This is a genomic window from Enterobacter cloacae complex sp. SHL012 (genome assembly GCF_049237505.1).
GTDB classification, from domain to species: Bacteria; Pseudomonadota; Gammaproteobacteria; order Enterobacterales; family Enterobacteriaceae; genus Enterobacter; species Enterobacter kobei.
This window is the reverse complement of the sequence record NZ_JBMKIZ010000004.1, coordinates 92,978-118,747: the sequence shown is the minus strand read 5'-3', so window position 1 is coordinate 118,747 and position 25,770 is coordinate 92,978. Positions and strand designations below refer to the sequence as shown.

Sequence of the window (25,770 nt, the reverse complement as noted above, 5' to 3'; positions counted from 1 at the left end):
CGCTGGCGCATGTCCGTGCGCCAGCACTATTGGCTATCCCGCGCTCATCGCATCCCCCAAATGGAAAATGGGCAAATACATTGCCACCACTAGCGTGCCGATGATGATCCCCGTGACAACCAGTAGTAACGGCTCCAGGAGTGCTGCCAGATTGTCGGCCAACTGAAAAGTTTGCTCCGTATGATGACGAGCAAGGTTTGCCAGCATGATGTCCAGTGAACCTGACATTTCGCCCGTTCGTAAAAGCTGAATACAGAGCGGGGTAAACATTGCCGCTTTCTGAAAGGATGACCAGACGGGAAGCCCTTTTTCAATATCTTCGCGTATTCTGCGAAGGATCCCTTGCCAGTAGCGGCTTTCGACGGTCTCTTCTGCGCTCTCAAGCCCCTGTAAAAAGGCAATGCCTGCCTGCTGCGTGAGCGACAGCACGGTGAAGATCTGCCCCAGCTTTTGCCCTTTCGCCAGCGCCCCCATTACAGGTAGATGCAGAAGAAATCGTTGCCAGCGAGGCGTGTGACGCAGAGTCCAGGCTGCGGATAACGGAACAAGCAGCACCGCGAACAGTGCGAGAGCGTAGGACTGCATAAAAGCGGATATACCCATCACCATCCGCGTCAGCGCCGGAAGGGGAGTGTTAAACGTTTTGTAGATTGCGGCGAACTCGGGCAACACCAGGGTGACCATGGCGAGTACGACGAGTACCGCCAGCGTCATGATGATCGCCGGGTAGCGCAGCGCTTTTTTCACTTTCTGACCGAGCTGCTGCTGCGCTTTTTGTTGCCGGGCGAGCTGGCGACAGCACTCTTCCAGCTTCCCTGTCAGCTCACCCGTTTTTACCATTGAGATATGCAATGGGGTAAAGACCGCGGGCCACCGCCTGAGCGCCTCAGAAAAAGGGCACCCTTCACTGAGTTCATCGGCAACGCTTTGCAGCAGTGCCCGCCACGGTTCTGATGGATGCTGGTCTGCCAGCATTTGCAGGCTATGCGCAAGCGTGAGTCCGGCCTGCAGCAGCGTGGCGAGCTGGCGAAATATCTCATAGCAGTGATGAGGGCGCCAGCGGTGTCTCTGAGGGCATCGGGAGAGGGCCAGAGGATGCAGGTCGTTCCGCATTAGCCTGGTGAAGGCCGCGTTGCGGTCTGTGGCCCAGAGTGTCCCGCTTCGGGGTTCTCCTTCTGTGGAGAGGGCTCGCCAGCGCCAGAGGTGATTAGTGGCCATCGGGCATCCCCAAAACACGCAATAACTCTTCGAGCGTGGTTAGCCCTTGCTCAATGGCCATACAGCCGTGTTCAAACAGCGAGATTAACCCTGCCTGCCGGGCACTGGCTTCTATCACCTCGGTGCCTGCCCCGCTGGCAATTGCCTGGCGCAGAGGGTTGTCGATTGCCAGTACTTCAAAAATCGCCACCCGGCCGTAAAAACCGTGGTAGCAACGATCGCAGCCTGTGGGTTGCCAGCGGGGAAGTGGTCGCGGCCAAACCGGGCGGGGTAAGCCTGAATGCTCCCCGTTTTGCTGTCGGCAATGTGGACAAAGACGCCGAACCAGCCGTTGGGCAATCACCATAGAGAGTGCGGAAGAGATCATCCAGCGCGCGACGCCCATCTGCTCCAGGCGAATCAGGGTTTCCGTTGTCGAGTTGGTATGCAGCGTCGACAATACCAGGTGCCCGGTCTGCGCGGCATTAATAGCGATCTCTGCCGTTTCGCCATCACGAATTTCGCCGACCATAATGATATCCGGATCCTGACGCAGCAGCGCCCTTAGCACGCTCTGAAATGTCAGGCCCGCTCGCGGGTTAATCTGCGTCTGATTCAATCCCGCAAGCGGGATTTCAATGGGATCCTCTACGCTGCAGATGTTGACGTCAGGGGTGTTAAGCGCCTGTAACGCGCTATAGAGGGTGACGGTTTTGCCGCTGCCTGTGGGGCCGGTAACCAGAATCAGCCCCTGAGGCTGGTGCAGTGACGCAGTAAAACAGGCCAGTTGCTCAGCGCTCATGCCGAGTGCTTTCGGTTCAAGAGCCTGCTGAACCTGATGCAGCAGGCGCAGCACAATTTTCTCACCGCCGTTGCAGGGAAGCGTGGCGATACGAAACGAGACCGGCTCGTTTGTCAGCTCAATGGTAAACTGACCATCCTGCGGTAAGCGGCGTTCAGCAATATCCAGATTACCCAGCACTTTTAACCGGGCGCTGAGCATCGTTGCCAGCGCGGCGGAAAGCGGAGGTTGCGGGCAAAGTACGCCATCGATACGTAAGCGAATCTGGCATGCGTGCTCCATCGGTTCAATATGGATGTCGGAGGCGCGCTGGTTTATCGCCTGTTGCAGCGTGTGGTTGAGGATATCCACCGCGGAATGTGCCTGCGAAACGTTAGGCAGATGCGATTGCGCGCTTAACTGCCGATGCTTTTCCATGCGTTCAGCGCTCCAGCACTCGATATCAATCCGTTTCTGCGTTGCGAAGCGAAGGGCTTCCATAAGTTCAGGTGCGGGGCTTCCCACGACGGCGATGCTGACCATGTCACTGTCGCTGGTGAGCAGCAGAGCATGATGGCGAAGGCAAAGTGCCACGAGTTGATCGGTGTTCATTGTCCGCCCCTCAGTTATTGTCGAAGCGGAAGACGTCTTCACAGGCCTGCTTAAGCTCGCTGTCAGCACTGATGTTGCAGTCACGCGTCCAGCCTGTCATACCGTTGCCGTTATTCCACTGTGGCGTCATGGTCACCGTCAGTCCGTTGAGACTCTCCTGACCCGTCAAGGTCACGATCCCTTTTGCCACGTTCATTGCTGAGACGTAACGCGTCGTCGTCGGGGAAGGGATGCCGTTACTGCCTGCGTCACAGCTCTCCACACCACCGTGATCGAGCGCGCAAAGCTCAATGGCAGTGCGATAGGGAATGAAGGTTTGCAGCATATCGGTGAGGGCGGCTTTACGCAGGTAGTTCTGATAGGCGGGAACGCCGATGGCGCTCAGAATCGCAATAATGCCAATGACCACCATCAGCTCAATGAGTGTGAATCCTTGTTGTCTGTCCATATCTGCTCCTTATGCAAAGTGGCGCTACTCTGGCAGCGCGAAAGGAGAGAAACGAGGGGCAAAAAAGGGAACGGGAAAGGGGCTTCAGAGAATTCATGCAGTGTTGCAGGGAAGAACAACGGATTTGCGAGCAAGACTGAAATTCCCCTCTCCGGGCGGAGAGGGGAAGCGTGTTATTTGAAGCGCATGGAGAGGTCAAGGGCGCGAACGTGTTTGGTCAGCGCGCCGACGGAGATGTAGTCCACACCGGTTTCGGCGAATTCACGGATCGTGTCGAACGTGACGTTCCCGGAAACTTCAAGCTGGGCGCGGCCGTTAGTCAGTTTTACCGCCTCGCGCATCTGCTCAGTTTCGAAATTGTCGAGCATGATGATATCGGCTCCGGCCTTAACGGCCTGCTCCAGCTCTTCCAGGCTTTCGACTTCCACTTCAACAGGGACGTCCGGGTGCAGCCAGAAGGCTTTCTCAACGGCCTGGCGCACGGAACCCGACGCAATAATGTGGTTCTCTTTGATCAGGAAGGCATCGGATAAGCCCAGTCGATGGTTGGCGCCGCCCCCACAGAGCACCGCGTACTTCAGCGCAGTGCGCAGGCCTGGCAGCGTTTTGCGGGTATCCAGCAGCTGAGTGTGGGTGCCGGCCAGGAGGTCAACATAGCGACGCACTTCGCTGGCGACGCCAGAGAGCGTTTGTACAAAATTGAGCGCGGTGCGTTCGCCGGTCAGCAAGACGCGCGAGGGACCGTCCAGCTCGAACAGCGGCTGATTGGCTGTAATCGCATCACCATCTTCAACGTGCCAGGTCACCTGCACATCATCGCCCGCCAGTTGAGTAAATACCTCTTCAACCCAACGCTTGCCGCAAAAAACGCCCTCTTCACGGGTAATAATGACCGCGTGGGAACGTGTCTCTTTTGGCAATAATTGTGCGGTAATGTCTTTATCGGCATTCACGTCACCCCCAAGGTCTTCTTTTAACGCATGGGCAACGCTTGCCGGAATATCCATATTAATACGTTCCAGAAGTGCTTCACGTCGGTGGTCGGGGTTGTAGCGGCGAGGCGGCATGATAAAACTCCAAATTGGTAACGAATCATAATATTGAAACATGCTACTCTGAACCGAGTCATTGCACCATACAGAAGGAGTTCCAGCATGTTGTTAGAAAACGGATGGCTGGTGGATGCGCGGCGTGTACCCTCGCCGCACCACGATTGCCGCCCGGAGGATGAAAAGCCCACACTGCTGGTGGTTCATAATATTAGTCTCCCGCCGGGTGAATTTGGCGGCCCGTGGATCAATGCGTTATTCACGGGAACGATAGATCCCAATGCCCATCCTTTCTTCGCTGAGATTGCGCATTTGCGCGTGTCGGCTCACTGTCTGATTCGTCGTGATGGTGAGGTGGTTCAGTATGTTCCTTTTGATAAGCGCGCCTGGCATGCCGGGGTGTCGATGTATCACGGGCGCGAACGGTGCAACGATTTCTCCATTGGGATCGAGCTGGAAGGCACGGATACTACGCCCTACACCGACTCACAGTATCAACAGTTAGCGGCTGTGACCCGTACGCTTATCGGACTCTACCCGGCAATCGCCGACAACATTACCGGACACAGTGATATCGCTCCGGCGAGAAAAACCGATCCTGGCCCGGCATTTGACTGGCCCCGCTTTCGCGCCATGCTCACCGCGTCGTCAGAATAAGGAGATACCATGACGTTGTTTACCATGCTGCTGGTTATCATCGCTGAACGTCTGTTCAAGCTCGGTGAGCACTGGCATCTGGATCACCGGCTGGAGGTGTTATTCCGCCGCATCAGGCACTTTTCCATGCTGCGCACGCTGCTGATGATGGCGGGTGTGATGGTGATTACCTTCCTGCTGCTGCGCGCGCTGTACGGACTCTTTTTCAATGTGCCGCTGCTGGTGGTGTGGATCCTGCTTGGCGTGCTGTGCATTGGTGCGGGCAAGGTGCGTTTGCACTACCACGCTTATCTTAAAGCGGCCTCCCGCGATGATGCCCACGCGCGCGGTGCCATGGCGAGCGAACTGACGATGATCCACGGCGTGCCGCCGGATTGCGACGAGCGCGAGTTCCTGCGCGAGCTGCAAAATGCGCTGCTGTGGATTAACTTCCGTTACTACCTCGCGCCGCTGTTCTGGTTTGTGGTGGGCGGCCCGGTGGGACCCGTCTTGCTGATGGGGTACGCGTTCCTGCGTGCCTGGCAGACCTGGCTTGCCCGTTATCTGACACCGCATGAACGTTTGCTCTCCGGCATTGATGCCATCCTGCATGTGCTCGACTGGCTGCCGGTGCGTCTGGTGGGTGTGGTGTACGCGCTCATTGGCCACGGTGAAAAAGCATTGCCAGCGTGGTTTGCGTCTCTGGGCGACCGGCACACCTCGCAGTATCAGGTGTTAACCCGTCTGGCGCAGTTTTCCCTGGCGCGAGAGCCGCATACCGACAAGATTGAAACGCCAAAAGCGGCGGTTTCAATGGCAAAGAAAACGTCGTTTGTGGTGGTGGTGGTTGTGGCGCTGCTGACCATTTACGGCACGCTGGTGTAGGCCAGCGTGCCGCAAACGCTATAGCGTATCCGCAGGCGGGATGCCGAAATCAGGCATCCCGCTTTCGTCCCAACGAACACGCTTCAGTCGGGTATGGCGATTCGGATCGTACAGCGGGTCGCCCTCAATTTCGGTGTAATTCCGCGCGTGATACACCAGCACATCTTCCCCTTCCGGCGTTTGCGTAAAGCTGTTGTGACCCGGGCCGTACTGACGATTCTCGTAGCTGGTAACGAACACCGGACGCGCAGATTTGTGCCAGTTCGCCGGCTGTTGCGGATCGGCATTCAGGTCTATCCACAATAACCCCATGCAGTAGTTCTCATCGGTGGCGCTAGCGGAGTAGCTGATAAACAGCTTGTCGCCGTGAACCAGCACCGCCGGACCTTCATTAACCAGAAATCCGCGGCATTCCCAGTCATATTCAGGTTTACTGAGCATCACCGGCTCGCCTTTCAGCGTCCACGGATTTTCCATTTCACACAGATAAAGGTTGGAGTTTCCGGCGATATCCGGCGCTTTTTGCGCCCACAGATACCAGCGTTTCCCCTGATGGACAAAGGTGGTGGCATCGAGGGCGAAAGTGTCGAATGGCGTTTTTATTTGCCCCTTCTCGACCCACGTACCGGCGAGCGGATCGCTGTCGGTACACTCCAGCGCAAACATTCGGTGCTGGAACATGCCGAGGCTATCAAGCGCCTGGGTATGCGTCGCGGCAAAATAGATGTACCACTTCCCGTCGATGTGATGCAGTTCTGGGGCCCAAATCAACTGGCTCATTGGACCGGTGTCGGGTTTGCGCCAGACCACCACCTCTTCGGCGCTGCGCAAGCCCTCCAGCGAGTCAGCACGGCGGATAGCCAGCCTGTCGTACTCCGGCACGGAGGCAATAAAATAGTATTCCACCTCATGATGTAAAATGTACGGGTCGGCGCGTTGTTCAATAAACGGGTTTGGCCAGGTTTGCATGCAACTTTCCTTATTTTGTCTCTGCGGCTTTGAGTTCCTGATAAGCGTTCAGCTCGCGGTAGTTGGCGCGGCGCTTTTCCAGATCGGACTGGATCATCTTCATGGTTTCGCGGTCCACTTTCAGCAGGCGTACAACGCCCGCGGTAATTAAGTATCCAACGCCAGGAATAACGGTAAACAGCAGTACGATACCGTTAATGGCCTCCGCGCTTTGCGCTTTTGCGCCTGCGTCGTAACCGTACCAGGAGAGCAGAAAACCGACCATTGCCCCGGCAATCGCCAGACCCAGTTTCAGGAAGAAAATGTTGCCGGAGAAGCTGATCCCGGTGATGCGTTTCCCGGTTTTCCACTCGCCGTAGTCATCCACGTCAGCCATCAGCGACCAGTGCAGCGGAGACGGGATCTGGTGCAGGATGTTCAGCAGAACGAAGAGCACCACGATGGTGACGGTGGCTTTCGGGTCGAAGAAATAGAAGGCGCAGGAAAATATCGCCAGCACGATATTGGTCCAGAAGAAGACCTTCAGTTTACACCAGCGGTCGGTCAGCACTTTTGCCAGCACGCTGCCAAGCATCATGCCGATAACCCCCAGGCTGATAAACACGGTGGCGAAGTGGGTGCTCTGGCCCATCACCCAGGTGACGTAATACATGGTGGCCGCCATGCGGATAAAGCCCGGGCAGACGTTGCACAGGGTCAGGAGCAAAATTCGCACCCACTGGTCGTTTTTCCACACGTCTTTCAGGTCGTTTTTCAGCTCGTCGTGGGTCTGCACCGCCGGGCGCACGCGCTCGCGCACGGTGGCGAAGCAGAACAGGAACATGCAGGTGCCAATCAGCGCCAGTACGGTCATTGCCATCTGGTAGCCTTTGGCTTTGTTATCCCCGCCAAACCAGTCGGCCATCGGCAGCAGCGTCAATGACAGCAGCAACGTGGCGATGCCGACCAGCACGAAGCGGTAGGACTGGCAGGCCACACGCTCTTTCGGATCGTTGGTGATCACCCCTCCTAACGAACAGTAAGGGATGTTGATGGCCGTATAGGTTAATGAGAGCAGGAAGTAGGTGACAAACGCATAGATAACTTTGCTGTTATAGCTCCACTCCGGTGTGGTGAACATCAGAATACTGAACAGCGCGTAGGGGAAGGCAATCCACAGCAGCCATGGACGAAAACGGCCATATTTACTGCGGGTGCGGTCGGCAATTGCCCCCATGATAGGGTCGGTGACGGCGTCAATCACACGGACCGACAGCAGTAAGACCCCCACCAGCGCAGGCGCGAGGCCAAATATGTCGGTATAAAAATAGTTAACAAACAGCATGATGGCGCCAAAGATGATGTTGCAACCTGCATCGCCCATCCCATAGCCGATCTTTTCTTTTACTGACAGTTTAGCGTTATCCATAGACTGCTCTCCGGGTTTCGGTATGGAGAGAATTATTTGCTGGCAAACGAATATATGCGTTGCAGTATCAGGGCGGTGATATGGATAAAAACGCTGTAGGGATGAAAGTGTGAGGGAGGTAACAACGCGCGGTACCCGCAAAAGCAGGTACCGCGGAGGAGACTTAGTGGGCCTTCATGGCCTTGCGGCTTTTCTGGCTGAAGAGATAGCCAACGCCCAGCACGGCAATCCAGACCGGGATCAGGTAGACGGAGATTGCCATACCCGGCGTGATCAGCATGATCACCAGCACGGCCGCCATAAACAGCAGGCAGATCCAGTTACCCAGCGGATAGAGCAGGGCAGGGAAGCGCGTCGTCACGCCCTGCTGCTGTTTCGCGCGGCGGAACTTGATGTGCGCCAGGCTGATCATCGCCCAGTTGATGACCAGTGCAGAGACCACCAGCGCCATTAGCAGGCCAAATGCGGATTCCGGCGCCATGTAGTTAATCAGCACGCACAGCGCCGTCACAATGGCTGAAACAATGATGGTGTTGACCGGCACGCCGCGTTTATCAACGTTGAGCAGCATCTTCGGCGCATTGCCCTGCTGGGCCAGGCCGAACAGCATACGGCTGTTGCAGTATACGCAGCTGTTGTACACGGAAAGCGCCGCGGTCAGCACCACGACATTGAGCGCGTTCGCCACGACGGTATCACCCAGTTCGTGGAAAATCAGCACAAACGGACTGGTGTCGGCAGTGACGCGCGTCCACGGCAGCAGGGAGAGCAGGACCGCCAGCGAGCCCACATAGAAGATCAGAATTCGGTAGATAACCTGATTCGTCGCTTTCGGGATGCTCTGTTCAGGGTTGTCGGCTTCTGCGGCGGTGATACCCACCAGTTCCAGACCGCCGAAAGAGAACATAATGATGGCCATCATCATCACCAGACCAGTCATGCCGTGAGGCAGGAAGCCGCCCTGTTCCCAGAGGTTACGCACGGTTGCCTGTGGGCCACCGTTGCCGCTGAACAGCAGCCAGCCGCCAAAGATAATCATCGCCACGACGGCGATCACTTTGATGATGGCAAACCAGAACTCCATCTCGCCGAACACTTTTACGTTGGTAAGGTTAATGGCGTTGATAATGACGAAGAAGGCTGCAGCGGAAGCCCAGGTTGGGATGTCAGGATACCAGAACTGAATATACTTCCCGACGGCAGTCAGCTCGGCCATGGCAACCAGAACGTACAGTACCCAGTAGTTCCAGCCGGAGGCGAAACCGGCAAAGCTGCCCCAGTACTTATAGGCAAAGTGGCTAAAGGAGCCAGCGACCGGCTCCTCGACAACCATTTCACCTAACTGGCGCATGATCAGAAAAGCAATGAAACCCGCAATCGCGTAACCCAAAATAATGCCCGGACCGGCAGACTGGATTACGGATGCGCTGCCCAGAAACAGGCCGGTACCAATAGCACCGCCCAGTGCGATGAGCTGAATATGGCGGTTTTTTAGCCCGCGCTTTAGCTGATCGCCGTGCTGTTGAGCTTCCATTTGAAACCTCGTGTGTGGTTGTTATGTCACGCTGTGCGTGTGTAATTATGAAAATCCATATTCTGTATTTATTTCTTTACGGTTAAACGAACCGAAAAAAGCGGAGATGACTTCCGTAAGCGCCAGAATAGTGGTAAGTGCCTGTGAATGCACCTGCTTTATGAAGGGCTGATGACGAGTTGAATAAAAAGAAAGCATTTGTAAATCACTCCGCTCTCGCTTCTTACCCCAACCTATAGAATAGAAATGCGCCTTAAGTGGGCGAATTTTCATAATTTGCCTTGTTGAATCGCTTCAGATTGCAAAAACCCTCGTTTCATTATGGTTAAAACTCCCACTTTGGGAGTAATCAACTCATTTGTGCAAAGTTACATTTCTGAAACGTTATTTCTGTAAGGTTGTTAAAATGTGCAGGGTTTACTGATTTCAATCAAAACCAATATGGACAGAAGGTGAATACTTTGTTACTTTAGCGATACGAAATATAAATTGGTAAGACCAATTGACTCCGGGCAAAAAGGCGTAAGACAGGGAATATGGCCTACAGCAAAATTCGCCAACCAAAACTATCTGATGTGATTGAGCAGCAGCTGGAGTTTTTAATCCTCGAAGGGACTCTGCGCCCGGGTGAGAAACTTCCGCCAGAACGCGAACTGGCAAAACAGTTCGACGTTTCACGTCCCTCTCTGCGTGAGGCGATTCAACGCCTCGAAGCAAAGGGCTTGCTGCTTCGTCGCCAGGGCGGCGGAACCTTTGTGCAAAACAGCCTGTGGCAGAGCTTCAGCGATCCGCTGGTAGAACTTCTCTCTGACCACCCAGAATCCCAGTTTGACCTGCTTGAGACCCGTCACGCGCTGGAAGGTATTGCGGCCTATTACGCCGCCCTTCGCAGCACTGATGAAGATCGCGTGCGTATCCGCGAGCTGCATCAGGCCATTGAACGGGCACAGCAGTCCGGCGATTTAGACGCCGAGTCCAGCGCCGTCGTCCAGTATCAAATCGCCGTCACCGAAGCGGCACACAATGTGGTGCTCCTCCATCTGCTACGCTGCATGGAGCCGATGCTGGCCCAGAACGTTCGTCAGAATTTTGAATTGTTGTATGCCCGTCGGGAGATGCTCCCACTGGTAAGCAACCATCGCACCCGAATATTCGAGGCGATAATGGCCGGGGAACCGGAGCAGGCGCGCGAAGCGTCGCACCGTCACCTGGCTTTCATTGAGGAAATCTTGCTGGACCGCAGCCGTGAACAATCGCGTCGCGAACGTTCATTACGCCGCATACAGCAACGAAAGGATTAAGCGCCAGGTACTTTTAGAGCGCGGCAACTAAACGCAGAACCTGTCTTATTGTGTTCTTGCCGAAGAGCACAATGGGACAGGTTCCAGACAAATCAACGTATTAGATAGATAAGGAATACCCCCATGTCAGAACGTCTCCAAAATGACGTGGATCCGATCGAAACTCGCGACTGGCTACAGGCGATCGAATCGGTCATCCGTGAAGAAGGTGTTGAGCGCGCTCAGTATCTGATTGATCAGCTGCTTTCTGAAGCCCGCAAAGGCGGCGTGAAGGTTGCTTCAGGTGCAGGGGCTAGCAACTACGTAAACACGATTGCCGTTGAAGACGAACCGGAATACCCGGGCAATCTGGATCTGGAACGTCGTATCCGTTCAGCTATCCGCTGGAACGCCATCATGACTGTTCTGCGCGCGTCCAAGAAAGATCTGGAGCTGGGTGGCCACATGGCGTCCTTCCAGTCTTCTGCGACCGTTTACGAAGTGTGCTTTAACCACTTCTTCCGTGCAGCGAACGAGAAAGACGGCGGCGATCTGGTTTACTTCCAGGGCCACATCTCTCCGGGCATCTATGCACGTGCATTCCTGGAAGGTCGTCTGACTGAAGAGCAGATGAACAACTTCCGTCAGGAAGTTCACGGTAAAGGCCTGTCTTCTTACCCGCACCCTAAACTGATGCCTGAATTCTGGCAGTTCCCGACCGTATCCATGGGTCTGGGTCCAATCGGTGCGATCTATCAGGCTAAATTCCTGAAATATCTGGAACACCGTGGTCTGAAAGACACCTCTGAGCAGACCGTTTACGCCTTCCTGGGCGACGGCGAAATGGATGAACCAGAATCTAAAGGTGCGATCACCATCGCAACCCGTGAGAAGCTGGACAACCTGTGCTTCATCATCAACTGTAACCTGCAGCGTCTGGATGGTCCGGTAACCGGTAACGGCAAGATCATCAACGAACTGGAAGGCATCTTCGCGGGTGCTGGCTGGAACGTAATCAAAGTCATGTGGGGTTCCCGTTGGGACGAACTGCTGCGTAAAGACACCAGCGGTAAACTGATCCAGCTGATGAACGAAACCGTTGACGGTGACTACCAGACCTTCAAATCCAAAGACGGTGCCTACGTGCGTGAGCACTTCTTCGGTAAATATCCTGAAACCGCCGCACTGGTTGCAGACTGGACTGATGAGCAGATCTGGGCGCTGAACCGTGGTGGTCACGATCCGAAGAAAATCTACGCGGCACTGAAAAAAGCGCGTGAGACCAAAGGTAAAGCGACTGTTATCCTGGCCCATACCATCAAAGGTTACGGCATGGGTGATACCGCAGAAGGTAAAAACATCGCTCACCAGGTTAAGAAAATGAACATGGACGGCGTGCGTTATATCCGCGACCGTTTCAACGTTCCAGTGACCGATGAGCAGGTAGAAAACCTGTCTTACATCACCTTCCCGGAAGGTTCTGAAGAGCACAAGTACCTGCACGAACGTCGTCAGGCGCTGAAAGGCTACCTGCCAGCTCGTCAGCCTAACTTCACCGAGAAGCTGGAACTGCCAGCGCTGGAAGACTTCTCACAGCTGCTCGAAGAGCAGAACAAAGAGATCTCTACCACTATCGCTTTCGTTCGTGCCCTGAACGTGATGCTGAAGAACAAGTCGATCAAAGATCGTCTGGTGCCAATCATCGCCGACGAAGCGCGTACTTTCGGTATGGAAGGTCTGTTCCGTCAGATCGGTATCTACAGCCCGAACGGCCAGCAGTACACCCCGCAGGACCGTGAGCAGGTTGCTTACTATAAAGAAGACGAGAAAGGTCAGATCCTGCAGGAAGGTATCAACGAGCTGGGTGCAGGCGCATCCTGGCTGGCTGCTGCGACATCTTACAGCACCAACAACCTGCCGATGATCCCGTTCTACATTTACTACTCCATGTTCGGGTTCCAGCGTATCGGTGACCTGTGCTGGCAGGCAGGCGACCAGCAGGCTCGCGGCTTCCTGATCGGTGGTACTTCTGGTCGTACGACCCTGAACGGTGAAGGTCTGCAGCACGAAGATGGTCACAGCCACATTCAGTCTCTGACTATCCCTAACTGTATCTCTTACGACCCGTCTTACGCGTACGAAGTGGCAGTCATCATGCATGACGGTCTGCAGCGCATGTACGGTGAAGCGCAAGAGAACATTTACTACTACATCACCACCCTGAACGAAAACTACCACATGCCGGCAATGCCAGCAGGTGCCGAGGAAGGTATCCGTAAAGGTATCTACAAACTCGAAACTGTTGAAGGTAGCAAAGGTAAAGTTCAGCTGCTGGGCTCCGGCTCTATCCTGCGTCACGTGCGTGAAGCCGCACAGATCCTGGCGAAGGACTACGGTGTCGGTTCCGACGTGTACAGCGTGACCTCCTTCACTGAACTGGCTCGTGATGGCCAGGATTGTGAGCGCTGGAACATGCTGCACCCAATGGAAACTCCACGCGTTCCGTACATCGCTCAGGTGATGAACGACGCGCCAGCGGTGGCGTCTACTGACTATATGAAACTGTTCGCTGAGCAGGTTCGTACTTACGTTCCAGCTGATGATTATCGCGTACTGGGTACTGACGGCTTCGGTCGTTCAGACAGCCGCGAAAACCTGCGTCACCACTTCGAAGTTGATGCTTCTTACGTGGTTGTAGCAGCACTGGGCGAACTGGCTAAACGTGGCGAAATCGATAAGAAAGTGGTTGCGGAAGCAATTACCAAATTCAACATCGATGCAGATAAAGTTAACCCGCGTCTGGCGTAAGAGGTAAAAGAATAATGGCTATCGAAATCAATGTACCGGACATCGGGGCTGATGAAGTTGAAATCACCGAGATCCTGGTCAAAGTGGGCGACAAAGTTGAAGCTGAACAGTCGCTGATCACCGTAGAAGGCGACAAAGCCTCTATGGAAGTCCCGTCTCCTCAGGCTGGCATCGTTAAAGAGATTAAAGTCTCTGTTGGCGATAAAACCGAGACCGGCAAACTGATCATGATTTTCGATTCCGCCGACGGTGCAGCAGCTGCTGCACCTGCGCAGGAAGAGAAGAAAGAAGCCGCTCCGGCTGCTGCTCCAGCAGCTGCCGCCGCAGCAAAAGAAGTGAACGTGCCTGACATCGGCGGTGACGAAGTTGAAGTCACCGAAATCCTGGTGAAAGTGGGCGACACCGTTGCGGCTGAGCAATCACTGATCACCGTAGAAGGTGACAAAGCCTCTATGGAAGTCCCTGCGCCGTTCGCGGGTACCGTTAAAGAGATCAAGATCAACACCGGTGACAAAGTGTCTACCGGCTCTCTGATCATGGTCTTCGAAGTGGCGGGTGCTGCACCTGCTTCCGCGCCTGCTCAGGCTGCTGCTCCGGCTCCGGCCGCTGCACCGGCTGCTGCTGGCGGCGCAAAAGACGTTAACGTACCGGACATCGGCGGTGACGAAGTTGAAGTGACGGAAGTGATGGTGAAAGTGGGCGACAAAGTTGCCGCTGAACAGTCACTGATCACCGTTGAAGGCGATAAAGCTTCCATGGAAGTTCCTGCGCCGTTCGCGGGTACCGTTAAAGAGATCAAAATCAGCACTGGCGACAAAGTGTCTACCGGCTCTCTGATCATGGTCTTCGAAGTGGAAGGCGCTGCGCCTGCCGCCGCTCCGGCTGCCGCTGCTGCTCCAGCACCGGCTGCTGCACCGGCTCAGGCTGCTAAACCTGCTGCTGCCCCTGCTGCGAAAGCTGAAAAATCTGAATTCGCTGAAAACGACGCGTATGTCCACGCCACCCCGCTGATTCGTCGCCTGGCGCGCGAGTTCGGTGTGAACCTGGCGAAAGTGAAAGGGACTGGCCGTAAGGGTCGTATCCTGCGCGAAGACGTTCAGACCTACGTGAAAGACGCGGTGAAACGTGCCGAAGCTGCACCTGCTGCAGCCGCTGGCGGCGGTATCCCGGGCATGCTGCCATGGCCGAAAGTGGACTTCAGCAAGTTCGGCGAAATCGAAGAAGTGGAACTGGGCCGTATCCAGAAAATCTCTGGTGCTAACCTGAGCCGTAACTGGGTGATGATCCCGCACGTTACGCACTTCGACAAAACCGATATCACCGATCTGGAAGCGTTCCGTAAACAGCAGAACGCCGAAGCTGAGAAGCGTAAACTGGACGTGAAATTCACCCCAGTGGTCTTCATCATGAAAGCCGTTGCCGCTGCACTTGAGCAGATGCCACGCTTCAACAGCTCCCTGTCTGAAGACGGCCAGAAGCTGACGCTGAAGAAATACATCAACATCGGTGTTGCGGTTGATACGCCAAATGGTCTGGTTGTTCCGGTCTTCAAGGACGTGAACAAGAAGAGCATCACTGAGCTGTCCCGTGAACTGACCACCATCTCCAAAAAAGCGCGTGATGGTAAGCTGACTGCCGGCGAAATGCAGGGCGGCTGCTTCACTATCTCCAGCATCGGCGGCCTGGGCACTACCCACTTCGCGCCGATTGTGAACGCGCCGGAAGTGGCTATCCTCGGTGTGTCCAAGTCCGCGATGGAGCCGGTGTGGAATGGTAAAGAGTTTGTGCCGCGTCTTATGATGCCAATCTCTCTGTCCTTCGACCACCGCGTGATCGACGGTGCTGATGGTGCGCGTTTCATCACCATCATCAACAACATGCTGAGCGACATTCGCCGCCTGGTGATGTAATCGAAAAGCCGGCCAGTCGGCCGGCTTTTTTCTGGTAATCTCATGCTGTTTTTGAGGTTACTGGCGTAAGCAAAAATTCATGAGCCGTTTGTTGTTTCAAAATTGTTAACAATTTTGTAAAATGCGGGCGGATAGAACGACCCGGTGGACGACGGGTATAAATTAAGAGGTCATGATGAGCACAGAAATCAAAACTCAGGTCGTAGTACTTGGGGCAGGCCCGGCAGGTTATTCCGCAGCATTCCGCGCCGCGGATTTAGGTCTGGAAACCGTCATCGTAGAACGTTACAGCACCCTCGGTGGTGTTTGTCTGAACGTCGGCTGTATCCCTTCTAAAGCGCTGCTGCACGTCGCGAAAGTGATCGAAGAAGCCAAAGCGCTGGCTGAACACGGTATCGTCTTCGGCGAGCCGAAAACCGATATCGACAAAATTCGTACCTGGAAAGAGAAAGTTATCACTCAGCTGACCGGCGGTCTGGCGGGTATGGCCAAAGGCCGTAAAGTGAAAGTGGTAAACGGTCTGGGTAAATTCACCGGTGCGAACACCCTGGAAGTGGAAGGCGAAAACGGCAAAACCGTGATCAACTTCGACAACGCGATCATCGCGGCAGGTTCTCGCCCAATCGAACTGCCATTCATTCCACATGAAGATCCGCGCGTGTGGGATTCCACCGATGCACTGGAGCTGAAAACTGTTCCTAAGCGCCTGCTGGTTATGGGTGGCGGTATCATCGGTCTGGAAATGGGTACCGTGTACCATGCGCTGGGTTCAGACATTGACGTGGTTGAAATGTTCGACCAGGTTATCCCGGCTGCAGACAAAGACATCGTTAAAGTCTTCACCAAACGTATCAGCAAGAAATTCAACCTGATGCTGGAAACCAAAGTAACTGCCGTTGAAGCCAAAGAAGACGGTATTTACGTTTCCATGGAAGGCAAAAAAGCCCCATCCGAACCACAGCGTTACGACGCCGTGCTGGTGGCTATCGGCCGTGTGCCGAACGGTAAAAACCTCGACGCGGGCAAAGCTGGCGTGGAAGTGGACGACCGTGGCTTTATCCGCGTTGACAAACAGCTGCGCACTAACGTGCCGCACATCTTTGCTATCGGCGATATCGTCGGTCAGCCAATGCTGGCGCACAAAGGTGTTCACGAAGGTCACGTTGCCGCTGAAGTTATCGCCGGCATGAAACACTACTTCGATCCGAAAGTGATCCCATCTATCGCGTACACCGAGCCAGAAGTGGCATGGGTGGGTCTGACTGAGAAAGAAGCGAAAGAGAAAGGCATCAGCTACGAAACCGCCACCTTCCCGTGGGCTGCTTCTGGCCGTGCTATCGCTTCCGACTGCGCAGACGGTATGACCAAACTGATCTTCGACAAAGAGACTCACCGCGTGATCGGTGGTGCGATTGTCGGGACCAACGGCGGCGAGCTGCTGGGTGAAATCGGTCTGGCGATCGAAATGGGTTGCGACGCGGAAGACATCGCGCTGACCATCCACGCTCACCCGACTCTGCACGAGTCCGTGGGCCTGGCGGCAGAAGTGTTTGAAGGTAGCATCACCGACCTGCCAAACGCGAAAGCGAAGAAGAAATAAGTTTCTTCAGATGAAAAAAGCGGCCTCAGGCCGCTTTTTTTATGCGCTGCGTTCAGGGAGCCACTGGCTGCCAGGTTTTATCCGGGCTATACGCGGTCATCGGCCGGACTTTCTGCTCAGAATCGCGGCCGAGATCGGACTGGTAAACCTTGTCGCTCTGGTTTATCACGAAGCTCATCACGCCGGTTTGACCATAGCTGACCGGCCAGGCCACCATCGCGAAACCGTTATTATCCGGCAGGATGCGGAAGCGATAGCCGTGGTATCCCGCCCCAGGCTCTTTCGGACTGAACGCCGGACCAAGTGGGCTTGGCGTTTCGCCTGGCGAGACGGGCCAGTACAAACCATCCTTTTTCCCGTCCGCGCTGACAATTTTCTGCGCGTATTTCTGGTTCAGCGCAAAATAGTTCTGCTGGGCATCCACATAGGCATGTAAGGCTTCAATGGCGGCAAGCTCGTTACGCCCAATCTCGCGGGTCAGGATCTCCTCGGCCCCTTCTTTCATGTCAAATTGCCAGCCGGAAGCGGTTTTAACCACCGGGATGGGAAGCTGCCAGCCGCTGTCTCCGACAGCAAGATGTGCTGTGTTACCCTCGACAACCGTGTTGTGCCGGACTTTCCAGTCGCGCAGGAAGTGGGCAACGGCATCAGGATCTACCCCTTCAGGCGGCAGAAAGTCGCGCCAGTTTTCACCGAGCAGATTGCTCATCGCACTTTCGTTTTGCTCGCTGATGGCGCTGGCCAGCGCATCTGTTGCCTGTTCTGGCGTGCTGAAAGATTGCTGCGCCATCGCGGACGCCGACATCATGAACACCACCATTCCACAGAGAAGTTTATTTTTCATGTTTGCTCCCTTAACGATGACGGAATTCACGGTGTTCAACACGTCCGGCGGATGCCTGACGCGGCGGCTGATGACGGGCAGCCAGTTGTCTGCTTTGCGAACCACGCTGCTGCTGGGCTTGCCAGTTGGCGGAGCGACTGTCGTTACCGCTCAGCGCATTCGCCCGGGGCTGACTGGTTCGCTGCTGTAGCGCGTGTTGCTGCGCAGGTTGTGAGATTCGTTTCTCCTGTCGCTGCGTTGCGGTCTGGCGGTTTTCGCGCTGCTGTGTGGTTGTCCGCTTCGCCGTCTGAGGTTTGGTGTCATAGCCACGGTAGTTACTGCGCTGAGAAATCTGCTTCAGCTGTTCACTTGAGGCCTGCCGCTGTGCATCTTTAATCCCCGGGTGCGCTGTCTGTGGGAAGGTTTTGCCTGTCGATTTCTCCATCTGGCTGAGGGCGGCCTGACGCTGGCTATCGCGGCTAACCGGTTTTTGCTGTGTTGCGCTGAGCCCCGTAGCCGTGTTGGTGGAGTGGAAGCGCGTGTTGAGCTGGTTTGTCGGGTAGGGCACACCTTCCCGATAGGCCGGGTTGTGCTGCCAGGTGCGGCTGGCGTCCGTCAGACGCTGACCACTGATTTTATTAAAGTTCTGAACGTTAATATTGATGTTGTTATCACCGTTGCGATTATAGCCGCCGTGATCCCAGTCATCGTCATGATGGTGATGATCCCAGTCATCATCGTCATCCCAGTCGATATTGCTGAAAATGGCGTAGGTTGTCGCCACGCCCAGGCTAAAGCCTAAGCCTTTCACCAGGCTGTCGGTAAATTGCTCGCCAGGCGAGGGCGGGAGATAGGTTGGCGGATACGCGGTGTTTGGCCAGGTACCGTAAACCGTATTGGGGTTATAGGTAGGGACATAAACAACCTGCGGATCGGCAGATTCAATTTTGATTACCGTTGGGGCGGGCGCGGAAGTCGTGGCTGTCGTTGTCTCAGTGGTGCTGGTTTTCGCTGCCGCCGGTTTTGTCACGGTGGTGACCGTCTGCTGAGGCGTGGATTGTAAAGCGCCGGTCTTCTGCGCCAGCGCGCGCAGGCGCTGAACGGAATCCATCACGTCCTTCGGCTGCGCGAGAAACGCATCGCCGAGGTTTTGTACCCACGGCGGATTTCCGCCCATCAGCGACATTAACTGAGGAAATGCCACCAGCGATTTCACGCTGGGATCCCACGGCTGGCTCGCCACCGCCTGAATCGCGACATCGCCCTGCATGTTGGGGTTATCTTTTGACCACTGCGCGGCCTGGATAACGTTGGCCGGATAGGTCGATGCCATTAAAATTTGAGACAGCAGCGCGTCCGGGTAGAGCGCAATCGGGGCGACCCACTGATCGATTTGCGCGGCCGTGTAAGCTGGTGCGACAACGGGGGCGGGTTGGGCCGCAGGTGTTGCCACCTGTTGTTGGGCGACAGGCGCGGGAGCGACAGGCTCTGATGCACGGCTTTTGACAAACATCACGCCAGAGGCGGCAAACAGCCCGGTACTGCACAGAAGGACGAGCAGATGTGGCTTAAAGGGCAACTTCATATAGTGACTCCAACGAGACAAGCGCTGTGCCGTGAGGCGTTACGGTTGGCGTGAGTATTATTCACCCGTCTTTTACGGTTTTGACTTTTCTTGGGAAGCGTCGATTTTGTCCGGACAAAGAGTGTGAATATTTATTACACAATTATATCGGATGGTTGAAAAACCGCCGGGGTTTCAGAAGGCCGCTCTTGCGAGCGGCCAGCAGCTAGTTGCCGAGGTTGACGACGAACAGCACCGTGATGTCGGATATGTTCCAGCCACCGTGTAGTGCGGTAAGCAGTAAACCGATCGCAACGATCAGCGCAGTGATTCGCATCTCCATTGCATGCGTTCCTGTACAGGCTACGCGGGTTCATTCTTCACCGGGAAAGGCAGAACCAGGCAAGTTGGGATTGCCGCGTAGGTTACGGAACTGCTCCCGGGCCCGGTGACTGGTTGCTACGCCAGCGAAGCAGGCCGGGGAGAAGAGTAATCGACTCAGCGGTCTTTCAGAAGACGAAAAATGAAGTTGAACGGATTTTTATTCGAAGCAGGAAGGCGCTACGCAAAATCGACATAATGGCTTGCAAGCCAGCGTGGCGTGATGCAAAATTCATCGCGTTGGGATTGCCGCAAATCTGCCAACCCGGTGTGCTACCACCGCAAGGCAACAAATTAACCGCTGTGAGGCGGTTTTTTTGTACCCCGAATTCGTCTCGTTTCCCCGCTACACCATGCTTAACGATTCAGCAAATATTTTAATGTTGCTTTTTTGTAAACAGATTAACACTGTGCAGAAATCCTGCTATGCTGCCCGACGCGGTATCGGGCATTTACCCTACAAACTGCTGTCTCACAGGAGCGTGAAGAGAACGCCCGCCGCATATGACAATGAGAGCGAGGAGAACCGTCGTGCTAGAAGAATACCGTAAGCACGTAGCAGAACGTGCCGCCGAGGGAATTGTACCCAAACCGTTAGATGCAACCCAAATGGCCGCGCTCGTCGAGCTGCTGAAGAACCCGCCTAAGGGCGAAGAAGAATTCCTGTTAGATCTGCTGATCAACCGCGTACCGCCTGGCGTAGATGAAGCTGCCTACGTAAAAGCCGGATTCCTTGCTGCTATCGCCAAAGGCGAAGCCACCTCCCCACTGGTTACTCCTGAAAAAGCCATTGAACTGCTCGGCACTATGCAGGGTGGTTACAACATTCATCCGCTGATTGACGCGCTGGATAACGACACGCTGGCACCGATTGCCGCGAAAGCGCTCTCTTCAACGCTGCTGATGTTCGATAACTTCTACGATGTCGAAGAAAAAGCCAAAGCGGGCAATGTCTATGCGAAGCAGGTGATGCAGTCCTGGGCGGACGCCGAATGGTTCCTCAACCGTCCGGCCCTGGCTGAAAAAATTACCGTGACTGTCTTCAAAGTGACCGGTGAAACCAACACCGATGACCTCTCTCCGGCGCCGGATGCGTGGTCTCGTCCTGATATCCCTCTGCACGCCCTGGCGATGCTGAAGAACGCCCGTGAAGGCATTGAGCCGGATCAGCCGGGTAGCGTCGGCCCGATCAAACAGATCGAAGCGCTTCAGGAGAAAGGTTTCCCGCTGGCCTATGTGGGTGATGTTGTGGGTACCGGTTCTTCCCGTAAGTCCGCGACCAACTCCGTGCTGTGGTTCATGGGTGACGACATTCCGCACGTGCCTAACAAGCGCGGCGGCGGCCTGTGCCTCGGCGGCAAAATTGCCCCTATCTTCTTTAACACCATGGAAGATGCAGGTGCGCTGCCAATTGAAGTGGATGTCAGTAACCTGAACATGGGCGACGTGATTGACGTCTATCCGTATAAAGGCGAAGTGCGTAACCACGACACTAACGAACTGCTGGCAAGCTTCGAGCTAAAAACCGACGTGCTGATCGACGAAGTGCGTGCCGGTGGCCGTATCCCGCTGATCATCGGTCGTGGCCTGACCACCAAAGCGCGTGAAGCGCTGGGCCTGCCGCACTCAGACGTGTTCCGTCACGCGAAAGATGTTGCGGAAAGCAACCGTGGTTATTCGCTGGCGCAGAAAATGGTGGGTCGCGCATGCGGCGTTGCGGGTATTCGCCCTGGCGCATACTGCGAGCCGAAGATGACTTCCGTGGGGTCTCAGGACACCACCGGCCCAATGACCCGTGACGAACTGAAAGACCTGGCGTGCCTGGGCTTCTCTTCTGATCTGGTGATGCAGTCCTTCTGTCACACAGCGGCGTATCCGAAGCCGGTTGACGTGACCACGCACCACACGCTGCCAGACTTCATCATGAACCGTGGCGGTGTCTCCCTGCGTCCAGGTGACGGTGTTATCCACTCCTGGCTGAACCGCATGCTGCTGCCGGATACCGTGGGTACCGGTGGTGACTCCCACACCCGTTTCCCTATCGGTATCTCCTTCCCGGCGGGCTCCGGTCTGGTGGCATTTGCGGCTGCGACCGGCGTGATGCCGCTGGATATGCCGGAATCAGTGCTGGTGCGCTTCAAAGGTAAAATGCAGCCGGGTATCACCCTGCGCGACCTGGTTCACGCGATCCCGCTGTATGCGATTAAACAGGGCCTGCTGACCGTTGAGAAGAAAGGGAAGAAAAACATCTTCTCTGGCCGCATTCTGGAAATCGAAGGTCTGCCGGATCTGAAAGTGGAGCAGGCGTTCGAGCTGACCGATGCCTCCGCTGAGCGTTCTGCGGCGGGCTGTACCATCAAGCTGAACAAAGAGCCGATTATTGAGTACCTGACCTCCAACATCGTGCTGCTGAAGTGGATGATTGCAGAAGGCTACGGCGACCGTCGTACGCTGGAGCGTCGTATCCAGGGCATGGAGAAATGGCTGGCTGATCCGCAGCTGCTGGAAGCGGACGCTGACGCAGAGTATGCGGCAGTGATCGACATCGATCTGGCGGATATCAAAGAGCCAATCCTGTGTGCGCCGAACGATCCTGACGATGCGCGTCTGCTCTCTGATGTACAGGGCGATAAGATCGACGAAGTGTTCATCGGCTCCTGCATGACCAACATCGGTCACTTCCGTGCTGCCGGTAAGCTGCTGGATACCCATAAAGGCCAGCTGCCGACCCGCCTATGGGTGGCACCGCCAACCCGTATGGATGCCGCACAGCTGACGGAAGAAGGTTACTACAGCGTGTTTGGTAAGAGTGGTGCGCGTATCGAAATCCCAGGTTGTTCCCTGTGTATGGGTAACCAGGCGCGCGTGGCGGACGGTGCGACGGTGGTCTCCACCTCTACCCGTAACTTCCCGAACCGTTTAGGTACCGGTGCGAACGTTTACCTGGCTTCTGCGGAACTGGCTGCGGTTGCGGCGCTGATTGGCAAGCTGCCAACGCCGGAAGAGTACCAGACCTTTGTGGCTCAGGTAGATAAGACGGCGGTGGACACCTATCGCTATCTGAACTTCGACCAGCTCTCTCAGTACACCGAGAAGGCTGACGGGGTTATCTTCCAGACCGCGGTATAAACGGCAAAACCGTCTCTGTTGAGACGGTTTTTAGTGTTTGCACCCTCTCCCGTGGGAGAGGGGCAGGGTGAGGGCATCAGGCCGCAGGGTCTTGCTCTCACTTTTTATTTTCATTCCTCCCGCCTCTCCCGCTTTTTTTCTTCCTCTCTGCTGCGATAATTACCCTAATGGCTTTGCAGAGGAAAATACTATGGATTACGAATTTCTGCGCGACATCACCGGAGTGGTGAAAGTGCGTATGTCGATGGGGCACGAAGCCGTTGGCCACTGGTTTAACGAAGAGGTGAAAGAGGATCTCGCGCTGCTGGATGAAGTTGAACAGGCGGCGAAGACGGTAAAAGGCAGTGAACGCTCCTGGCAACGTGCCGGACATGAATACACGCTGTGGATGGATGGCGAAGAGGTGATGGTGCGCGCCAACCAGCTGGAGTTTTCGGGTGATGAGATGGAAGAGGGGATGAGCTACTACGATGAAGAGAGCCTGTCGCTGTGCGGCGTCGAGGACTTTTTGCAGGTGGTAGCTGCGTACCGGGCGTTTATGAAACAGAAGTAACGGAAATTCCCTCCGGAGAGTACCGGAGGGAATCTGCGGGTTTTACGCTACAGTAAAAATCTCACAAAATTAGCGGTAGGGTTGGTCGCTGCAACGGGCGTTGCCCTCCCGGCGCTGAACGACCACGCCTGGCATTGAGACGCGACTGGCATACCGTCGTTACGTACAAGGAATTTCACCCCACCCGGGTTTTGCGGCGGATCGCTGACCGGCATTCCGCAGGCGATCAGAAAATCAATGTCGCTGTTTTTGCTCTGCAGCTCCGCTATCCGTTGCTCCCAGCCCGCCGGGCGAACATTCCCCTGCGTGAAGTAATCCAGACAGATATCAATGCTGAACGGCTTATCGCCCGCATAAGTATTGGTGAAGTAATCGGTGACAACGATCCCATGCAATGATTCTGCCGACACTTCGCTGCTGTCTCCGATATGAATGATCTGACCATCCGGCAATTGGGCAGAAATATGCCCCGGGATCGCGTGGCCGTCCGTCTGAGGAAAGAAATCGATCGTGGAAACGTAGCGTTTCGGCCACATCGTCAGGGATTTATCGCTACGGGTATTTTGCCCGCACAGCAGCCAGTTCACGGCGTGAAAAACGGCGTCGTGGCAGGGCGTATTCTCACTCTCGTCATCGTCTCGATACAGGATGGCACAGGTTCCCGCCAGAAAGGTGATGGCAGAGGAGGGATCCCCGGAACGGGCAGGGAAGGCATCAATCAGTCTGTTAACGTAGTCGCTGACATTGCTCATGTAGAAATCACCGAGCTTCATGATGTCATCTTCACTGTGCACATTACTCCAGCGTGTATTCCAGAAGAATTCTGGAAGCGTGACAAAGGTATGGTCCCAGCTACCGGAGTCGGTTTCCAGTACCGTTTTGAGCTGAGCACTGACCTGACTCAGGCGGAATTCCATCCGCTCTTTGGCGTGTGCCAGCAGATCTTCATCCGCCCCTCGCAGGTCGTCTGCCTCATGCGTAAAGGAGTCAGCACACCAGGAAAGAATTCGAATTGTCATGTTACACCTCGTGATTGATCAGGATAAAAACAGGTTTTTTTCAGCGTTCCGACGTGCAGTCAGGCCCGCCAGAACCTGGCCACCGGCATGGTTCCATTTCGGAAATTCTTCAGCTGCGCCGTTGAAGTCTCCGCTGTTCACTTTGCGTAACAGGGTTGAACTCTTCAGATTGGCTGGCCCCAGATTAAAGGCGAAGCTCACCAGGGCATCGAACTGGTTCTGGGTGACTTCCACCGTCAGCATGTTGTTGACGTCATGCTCAAAACGCTGCAAGTCCTCACGTAGGATCTGCTCCGCGTCTTCAGCGGTGATGGTTCGCGTGCCGCCTGGTGGGATCGGGTTTTCGACATGGCCATAACCGATGGTTGGAATGCCGACGGCATCTTTGTAGGTGGTTAAACGCAGGCCTTCATACTGTTTGATAAGGGCAATGCCGCCATTGCCCGTTGTTTTCAAAGCATCACTCATGGTTTTTCTCCTTTACGGGGACGGGAGTCATACGGTGGATGAATTCATCAAGCAGGCGCAGCACCGCTTCTGGCGGCTCCTGAGCGACAAAATCAATTTCAATATCAATGTTTTGGGTGTCCGTTTTACCTTCATGGGGCTGGGGCGCCATGGTGACGAGGAAGTGGCCACGCTCTCCCTGTCCCGTTAGCGTGCTTATGGATTCGGTTGCATCACCGCGAACGGTCAGGCGCATCTTCATTCTCTCCATCGAGAGATTGCGCGGTGGTGCAAGCGTTACCAGCGGCACGTTCAAACGATGCTCATCATCCAGCTGAAGCTCGGCGTAGTCGGGTTTGTAGCTACCGTCCGGAGCCTGCTCAAACAACTGGGAGAGCACGGCGATGTACTGATGGGTCATATACTGGTTGGCACTGAAAGCCGCGTGCTGGAGCCCTTGTACCAGGGTATCTAAGCCCATAGCGTGGTTGCCCTTGTTGCCGGCAGGAGGCGGCGGCGTACCGTTATCGCCTCCACCGGCACCGCCGTTATTTCCCCCGTCATTGCCTCCGGTGTTGCCACTTTCCCCTGTGGGAGCATGGGACGGCGTTATGTCCGGTGGATCTTCTGATGACAGCGTTGTCGGTTTATCCGCCGGGGTTTCGGGACTGGTTTCAGGCGTTACAGCGTCGGGCGATTTACGGCTGAACCAGAATCGACGTGAATCAGGCATGCTT

Annotated in this window: 21 protein-coding genes; 8 read left to right on the top strand and 13 right to left on the bottom strand. The window is 55.3% G+C overall.

Annotation, left to right across the window (positions count from 1 at the left end; all coding sequences use genetic code 11):
• Positions 1-33 precede the first annotated feature (33 nt).
• The 4 genes from hofC to nadC all read right to left on the bottom strand — a co-directional run bounded on the left by hofC (position 34) and on the right by nadC (position 4,105).
• Positions 34-1,218, bottom strand: a complete 1,185-nt coding sequence (hofC, locus tag ACOTY9_RS15075) for a protein transport protein HofC (protein ID WP_348565776.1) — start codon at positions 1,216-1,218, stop codon at positions 34-36.
• Positions 1,208-2,590, bottom strand: coding sequence for a type II secretion system protein GspE (gene gspE / locus ACOTY9_RS15070; protein ID WP_045281047.1), 1,383 nt, complete (start codon positions 2,588-2,590; stop codon positions 1,208-1,210). Before gspE ends, hofC begins: the two co-directional genes overlap by 11 nt.
• A gap of 10 nt (positions 2,591-2,600) precedes the next feature.
• On the bottom strand, positions 2,601-3,038 hold the full coding sequence (ppdD, locus tag ACOTY9_RS15065) for a prepilin peptidase-dependent pilin (RefSeq protein ID WP_014882558.1): 438 nt from the start codon (positions 3,036-3,038) through the stop codon (positions 2,601-2,603).
• 173 nt (positions 3,039-3,211) lie between these two features.
• On the bottom strand, positions 3,212-4,105 hold the full coding sequence (gene nadC / locus ACOTY9_RS15060) for a carboxylating nicotinate-nucleotide diphosphorylase (RefSeq protein ID WP_014882559.1): 894 nt from the start codon (positions 4,103-4,105) through the stop codon (positions 3,212-3,214).
• Positions 4,106-4,192: 87 nt separating this feature from the next.
• Between nadC and ampD the strand changes: the two genes are divergently transcribed.
• Positions 4,193-4,744, top strand: coding sequence for a 1,6-anhydro-N-acetylmuramyl-L-alanine amidase AmpD (gene ampD / locus ACOTY9_RS15055; protein ID WP_348565775.1), 552 nt, complete (start codon positions 4,193-4,195; stop codon positions 4,742-4,744).
• Between the two features lie 9 nt (positions 4,745-4,753).
• The gene (ampE, locus tag ACOTY9_RS15050; RefSeq protein WP_023332090.1) at positions 4,754-5,608 is read left to right on the top strand and encodes a beta-lactamase regulator AmpE; all 855 of its coding nucleotides are present in this window, start codon (positions 4,754-4,756) and stop codon (positions 5,606-5,608) included.
• Between the two features lie 18 nt (positions 5,609-5,626).
• Here ampE and ACOTY9_RS15045 read toward each other — a convergent pair whose 3' ends face one another.
• The 4 genes from ACOTY9_RS15045 to ACOTY9_RS15030 form a co-directional block, all read right to left on the bottom strand.
• A complete protein-coding gene (locus tag ACOTY9_RS15045) occupies positions 5,627-6,577 on the bottom strand; it encodes a family 43 glycosylhydrolase (RefSeq protein WP_348565774.1) in 951 nt (316 codons plus the stop codon).
• A gap of 10 nt (positions 6,578-6,587) precedes the next feature.
• On the bottom strand, positions 6,588-7,985 hold the full coding sequence (locus tag ACOTY9_RS15040; RefSeq protein WP_348565773.1) for an MFS transporter: 1,398 nt from the start codon (positions 7,983-7,985) through the stop codon (positions 6,588-6,590).
• A 163-nt stretch (positions 7,986-8,148) separates the two neighbouring features.
• Positions 8,149-9,519 (bottom strand): aromatic amino acid transporter AroP, encoded by a 1,371-nt coding sequence (gene aroP / locus ACOTY9_RS15035; protein WP_047625524.1) that lies wholly within the window; start codon positions 9,517-9,519, stop codon positions 8,149-8,151.
• 45 nt (positions 9,520-9,564) lie between these two features.
• Positions 9,565-9,792 carry a hypothetical protein gene (locus tag ACOTY9_RS15030; protein ID WP_078309342.1) on the bottom strand — a complete coding sequence of 76 codons (228 nt, stop codon included), beginning with the start codon at positions 9,790-9,792 and terminating at the stop codon, positions 9,565-9,567.
• Positions 9,793-10,055: 263 nt separating this feature from the next.
• On the opposite strand from ACOTY9_RS15030, the gene pdhR reads away from it, so the two are divergent.
• From pdhR to lpdA, 4 genes are all read left to right on the top strand, one after another.
• Complete coding sequence (pdhR, locus tag ACOTY9_RS15025; RefSeq protein ID WP_014882565.1) at positions 10,056-10,820, top strand: pyruvate dehydrogenase complex transcriptional repressor PdhR; 765 nt, start codon at positions 10,056-10,058, stop codon at positions 10,818-10,820.
• A 123-nt stretch (positions 10,821-10,943) separates the two neighbouring features.
• On the top strand, positions 10,944-13,607 hold the full coding sequence (aceE, locus tag ACOTY9_RS15020; protein ID WP_348565772.1) for a pyruvate dehydrogenase (acetyl-transferring), homodimeric type: 2,664 nt from the start codon (positions 10,944-10,946) through the stop codon (positions 13,605-13,607).
• A gap of 14 nt (positions 13,608-13,621) precedes the next feature.
• Entirely contained in the window at positions 13,622-15,517 is a 1,896-nt protein-coding gene (gene aceF / locus ACOTY9_RS15015) for a pyruvate dehydrogenase complex dihydrolipoyllysine-residue acetyltransferase (RefSeq protein ID WP_014882567.1), read from the top strand.
• Between the two features lie 175 nt (positions 15,518-15,692).
• A complete protein-coding gene (gene lpdA / locus ACOTY9_RS15010; RefSeq protein ID WP_023332094.1) occupies positions 15,693-17,117 on the top strand; it encodes a dihydrolipoyl dehydrogenase in 1,425 nt (474 codons plus the stop codon).
• Between the two features lie 52 nt (positions 17,118-17,169).
• On the opposite strand, the gene ACOTY9_RS15005 is transcribed toward lpdA, so the two are convergent.
• Both ACOTY9_RS15005 and ACOTY9_RS15000 read right to left on the bottom strand, forming a co-directional pair.
• Entirely contained in the window at positions 17,170-17,961 is a 792-nt protein-coding gene (locus tag ACOTY9_RS15005) for a DUF2950 family protein (RefSeq protein ID WP_421637376.1), read from the bottom strand.
• Between the two features lie 10 nt (positions 17,962-17,971).
• Positions 17,972-19,525 (bottom strand): DUF3300 domain-containing protein, encoded by a 1,554-nt coding sequence (locus tag ACOTY9_RS15000; RefSeq protein ID WP_348565769.1) that lies wholly within the window; start codon positions 19,523-19,525, stop codon positions 17,972-17,974.
• Between the two features lie 891 nt (positions 19,526-20,416).
• Between ACOTY9_RS15000 and acnB the strand changes: the two genes are divergently transcribed.
• Both acnB and yacL read left to right on the top strand, forming a co-directional pair.
• Positions 20,417-23,014 carry a bifunctional aconitate hydratase 2/2-methylisocitrate dehydratase gene (gene acnB / locus ACOTY9_RS14995; protein WP_023332097.1) on the top strand — a complete coding sequence of 866 codons (2,598 nt, stop codon included), beginning with the start codon at positions 20,417-20,419 and terminating at the stop codon, positions 23,012-23,014.
• Between the two features lie 190 nt (positions 23,015-23,204).
• Positions 23,205-23,567 (top strand): protein YacL, encoded by a 363-nt coding sequence (gene yacL / locus ACOTY9_RS14990; RefSeq protein WP_014882574.1) that lies wholly within the window; start codon positions 23,205-23,207, stop codon positions 23,565-23,567.
• Between the two features lie 47 nt (positions 23,568-23,614).
• Here yacL and ACOTY9_RS14985 read toward each other — a convergent pair whose 3' ends face one another.
• Genes ACOTY9_RS14985 through ACOTY9_RS14975 form a run of 3 tightly spaced genes read right to left on the bottom strand, consistent with a single transcriptional unit; the run spans position 23,615 to position 25,766 of the window.
• Positions 23,615-24,586, bottom strand: a complete 972-nt coding sequence (locus tag ACOTY9_RS14985) for a hypothetical protein (RefSeq protein WP_348565768.1) — start codon at positions 24,584-24,586, stop codon at positions 23,615-23,617.
• Positions 24,587-24,604: 18 nt separating this feature from the next.
• Complete coding sequence (locus tag ACOTY9_RS14980) at positions 24,605-25,054, bottom strand: lysozyme (protein WP_023332099.1); 450 nt, start codon at positions 25,052-25,054, stop codon at positions 24,605-24,607.
• The gene (locus ACOTY9_RS14975) at positions 25,047-25,766 is read right to left on the bottom strand and encodes a DUF2589 domain-containing protein (RefSeq protein ID WP_045134585.1); all 720 of its coding nucleotides are present in this window, start codon (positions 25,764-25,766) and stop codon (positions 25,047-25,049) included. Before ACOTY9_RS14975 ends, ACOTY9_RS14980 begins: the two co-directional genes overlap by 8 nt.
• Positions 25,767-25,770: the final 4 nt, after the last annotated feature.

Coding starts and splice junctions, on each gene's coding strand:
- hofC (WP_348565776.1), bottom strand. CDS start 1,218: ATGGCCACTAATCACCTCTGGCGCTGGCGAGCCCTCTCCACAGAAGGA.
- gspE (WP_045281047.1), bottom strand. CDS start 2,590: ATGAACACCGATCAACTCGTGGCACTTTGCCTTCGCCATCATGCTCTG.
- ppdD (WP_014882558.1), bottom strand. CDS start 3,038: ATGGACAGACAACAAGGATTCACACTCATTGAGCTGATGGTGGTCATT.
- nadC (WP_014882559.1), bottom strand. CDS start 4,105: ATGCCGCCTCGCCGCTACAACCCCGACCACCGACGTGAAGCACTTCTG.
- ampD (WP_348565775.1), top strand. CDS start 4,193: ATGTTGTTAGAAAACGGATGGCTGGTGGATGCGCGGCGTGTACCCTCG.
- ampE (WP_023332090.1), top strand. CDS start 4,754: ATGACGTTGTTTACCATGCTGCTGGTTATCATCGCTGAACGTCTGTTC.
- ACOTY9_RS15045 (WP_348565774.1), bottom strand. CDS start 6,577: ATGCAAACCTGGCCAAACCCGTTTATTGAACAACGCGCCGACCCGTAC.
- ACOTY9_RS15040 (WP_348565773.1), bottom strand. CDS start 7,985: ATGGATAACGCTAAACTGTCAGTAAAAGAAAAGATCGGCTATGGGATG.
- aroP (WP_047625524.1), bottom strand. CDS start 9,519: ATGGAAGCTCAACAGCACGGCGATCAGCTAAAGCGCGGGCTAAAAAAC.
- ACOTY9_RS15030 (WP_078309342.1), bottom strand. CDS start 9,792: ATGAAAATTCGCCCACTTAAGGCGCATTTCTATTCTATAGGTTGGGGT.
- pdhR (WP_014882565.1), top strand. CDS start 10,056: ATGGCCTACAGCAAAATTCGCCAACCAAAACTATCTGATGTGATTGAG.
- aceE (WP_348565772.1), top strand. CDS start 10,944: ATGTCAGAACGTCTCCAAAATGACGTGGATCCGATCGAAACTCGCGAC.
- aceF (WP_014882567.1), top strand. CDS start 13,622: ATGGCTATCGAAATCAATGTACCGGACATCGGGGCTGATGAAGTTGAA.
- lpdA (WP_023332094.1), top strand. CDS start 15,693: ATGAGCACAGAAATCAAAACTCAGGTCGTAGTACTTGGGGCAGGCCCG.
- ACOTY9_RS15005 (WP_421637376.1), bottom strand. CDS start 17,961: ATGAAAAATAAACTTCTCTGTGGAATGGTGGTGTTCATGATGTCGGCG.
- ACOTY9_RS15000 (WP_348565769.1), bottom strand. CDS start 19,525: ATGAAGTTGCCCTTTAAGCCACATCTGCTCGTCCTTCTGTGCAGTACC.
- yacL (WP_014882574.1), top strand. CDS start 23,205: ATGGATTACGAATTTCTGCGCGACATCACCGGAGTGGTGAAAGTGCGT.
- ACOTY9_RS14985 (WP_348565768.1), bottom strand. CDS start 24,586: ATGACAATTCGAATTCTTTCCTGGTGTGCTGACTCCTTTACGCATGAG.
- ACOTY9_RS14980 (WP_023332099.1), bottom strand. CDS start 25,054: ATGAGTGATGCTTTGAAAACAACGGGCAATGGCGGCATTGCCCTTATC.
- ACOTY9_RS14975 (WP_045134585.1), bottom strand. CDS start 25,766: ATGCCTGATTCACGTCGATTCTGGTTCAGCCGTAAATCGCCCGACGCT.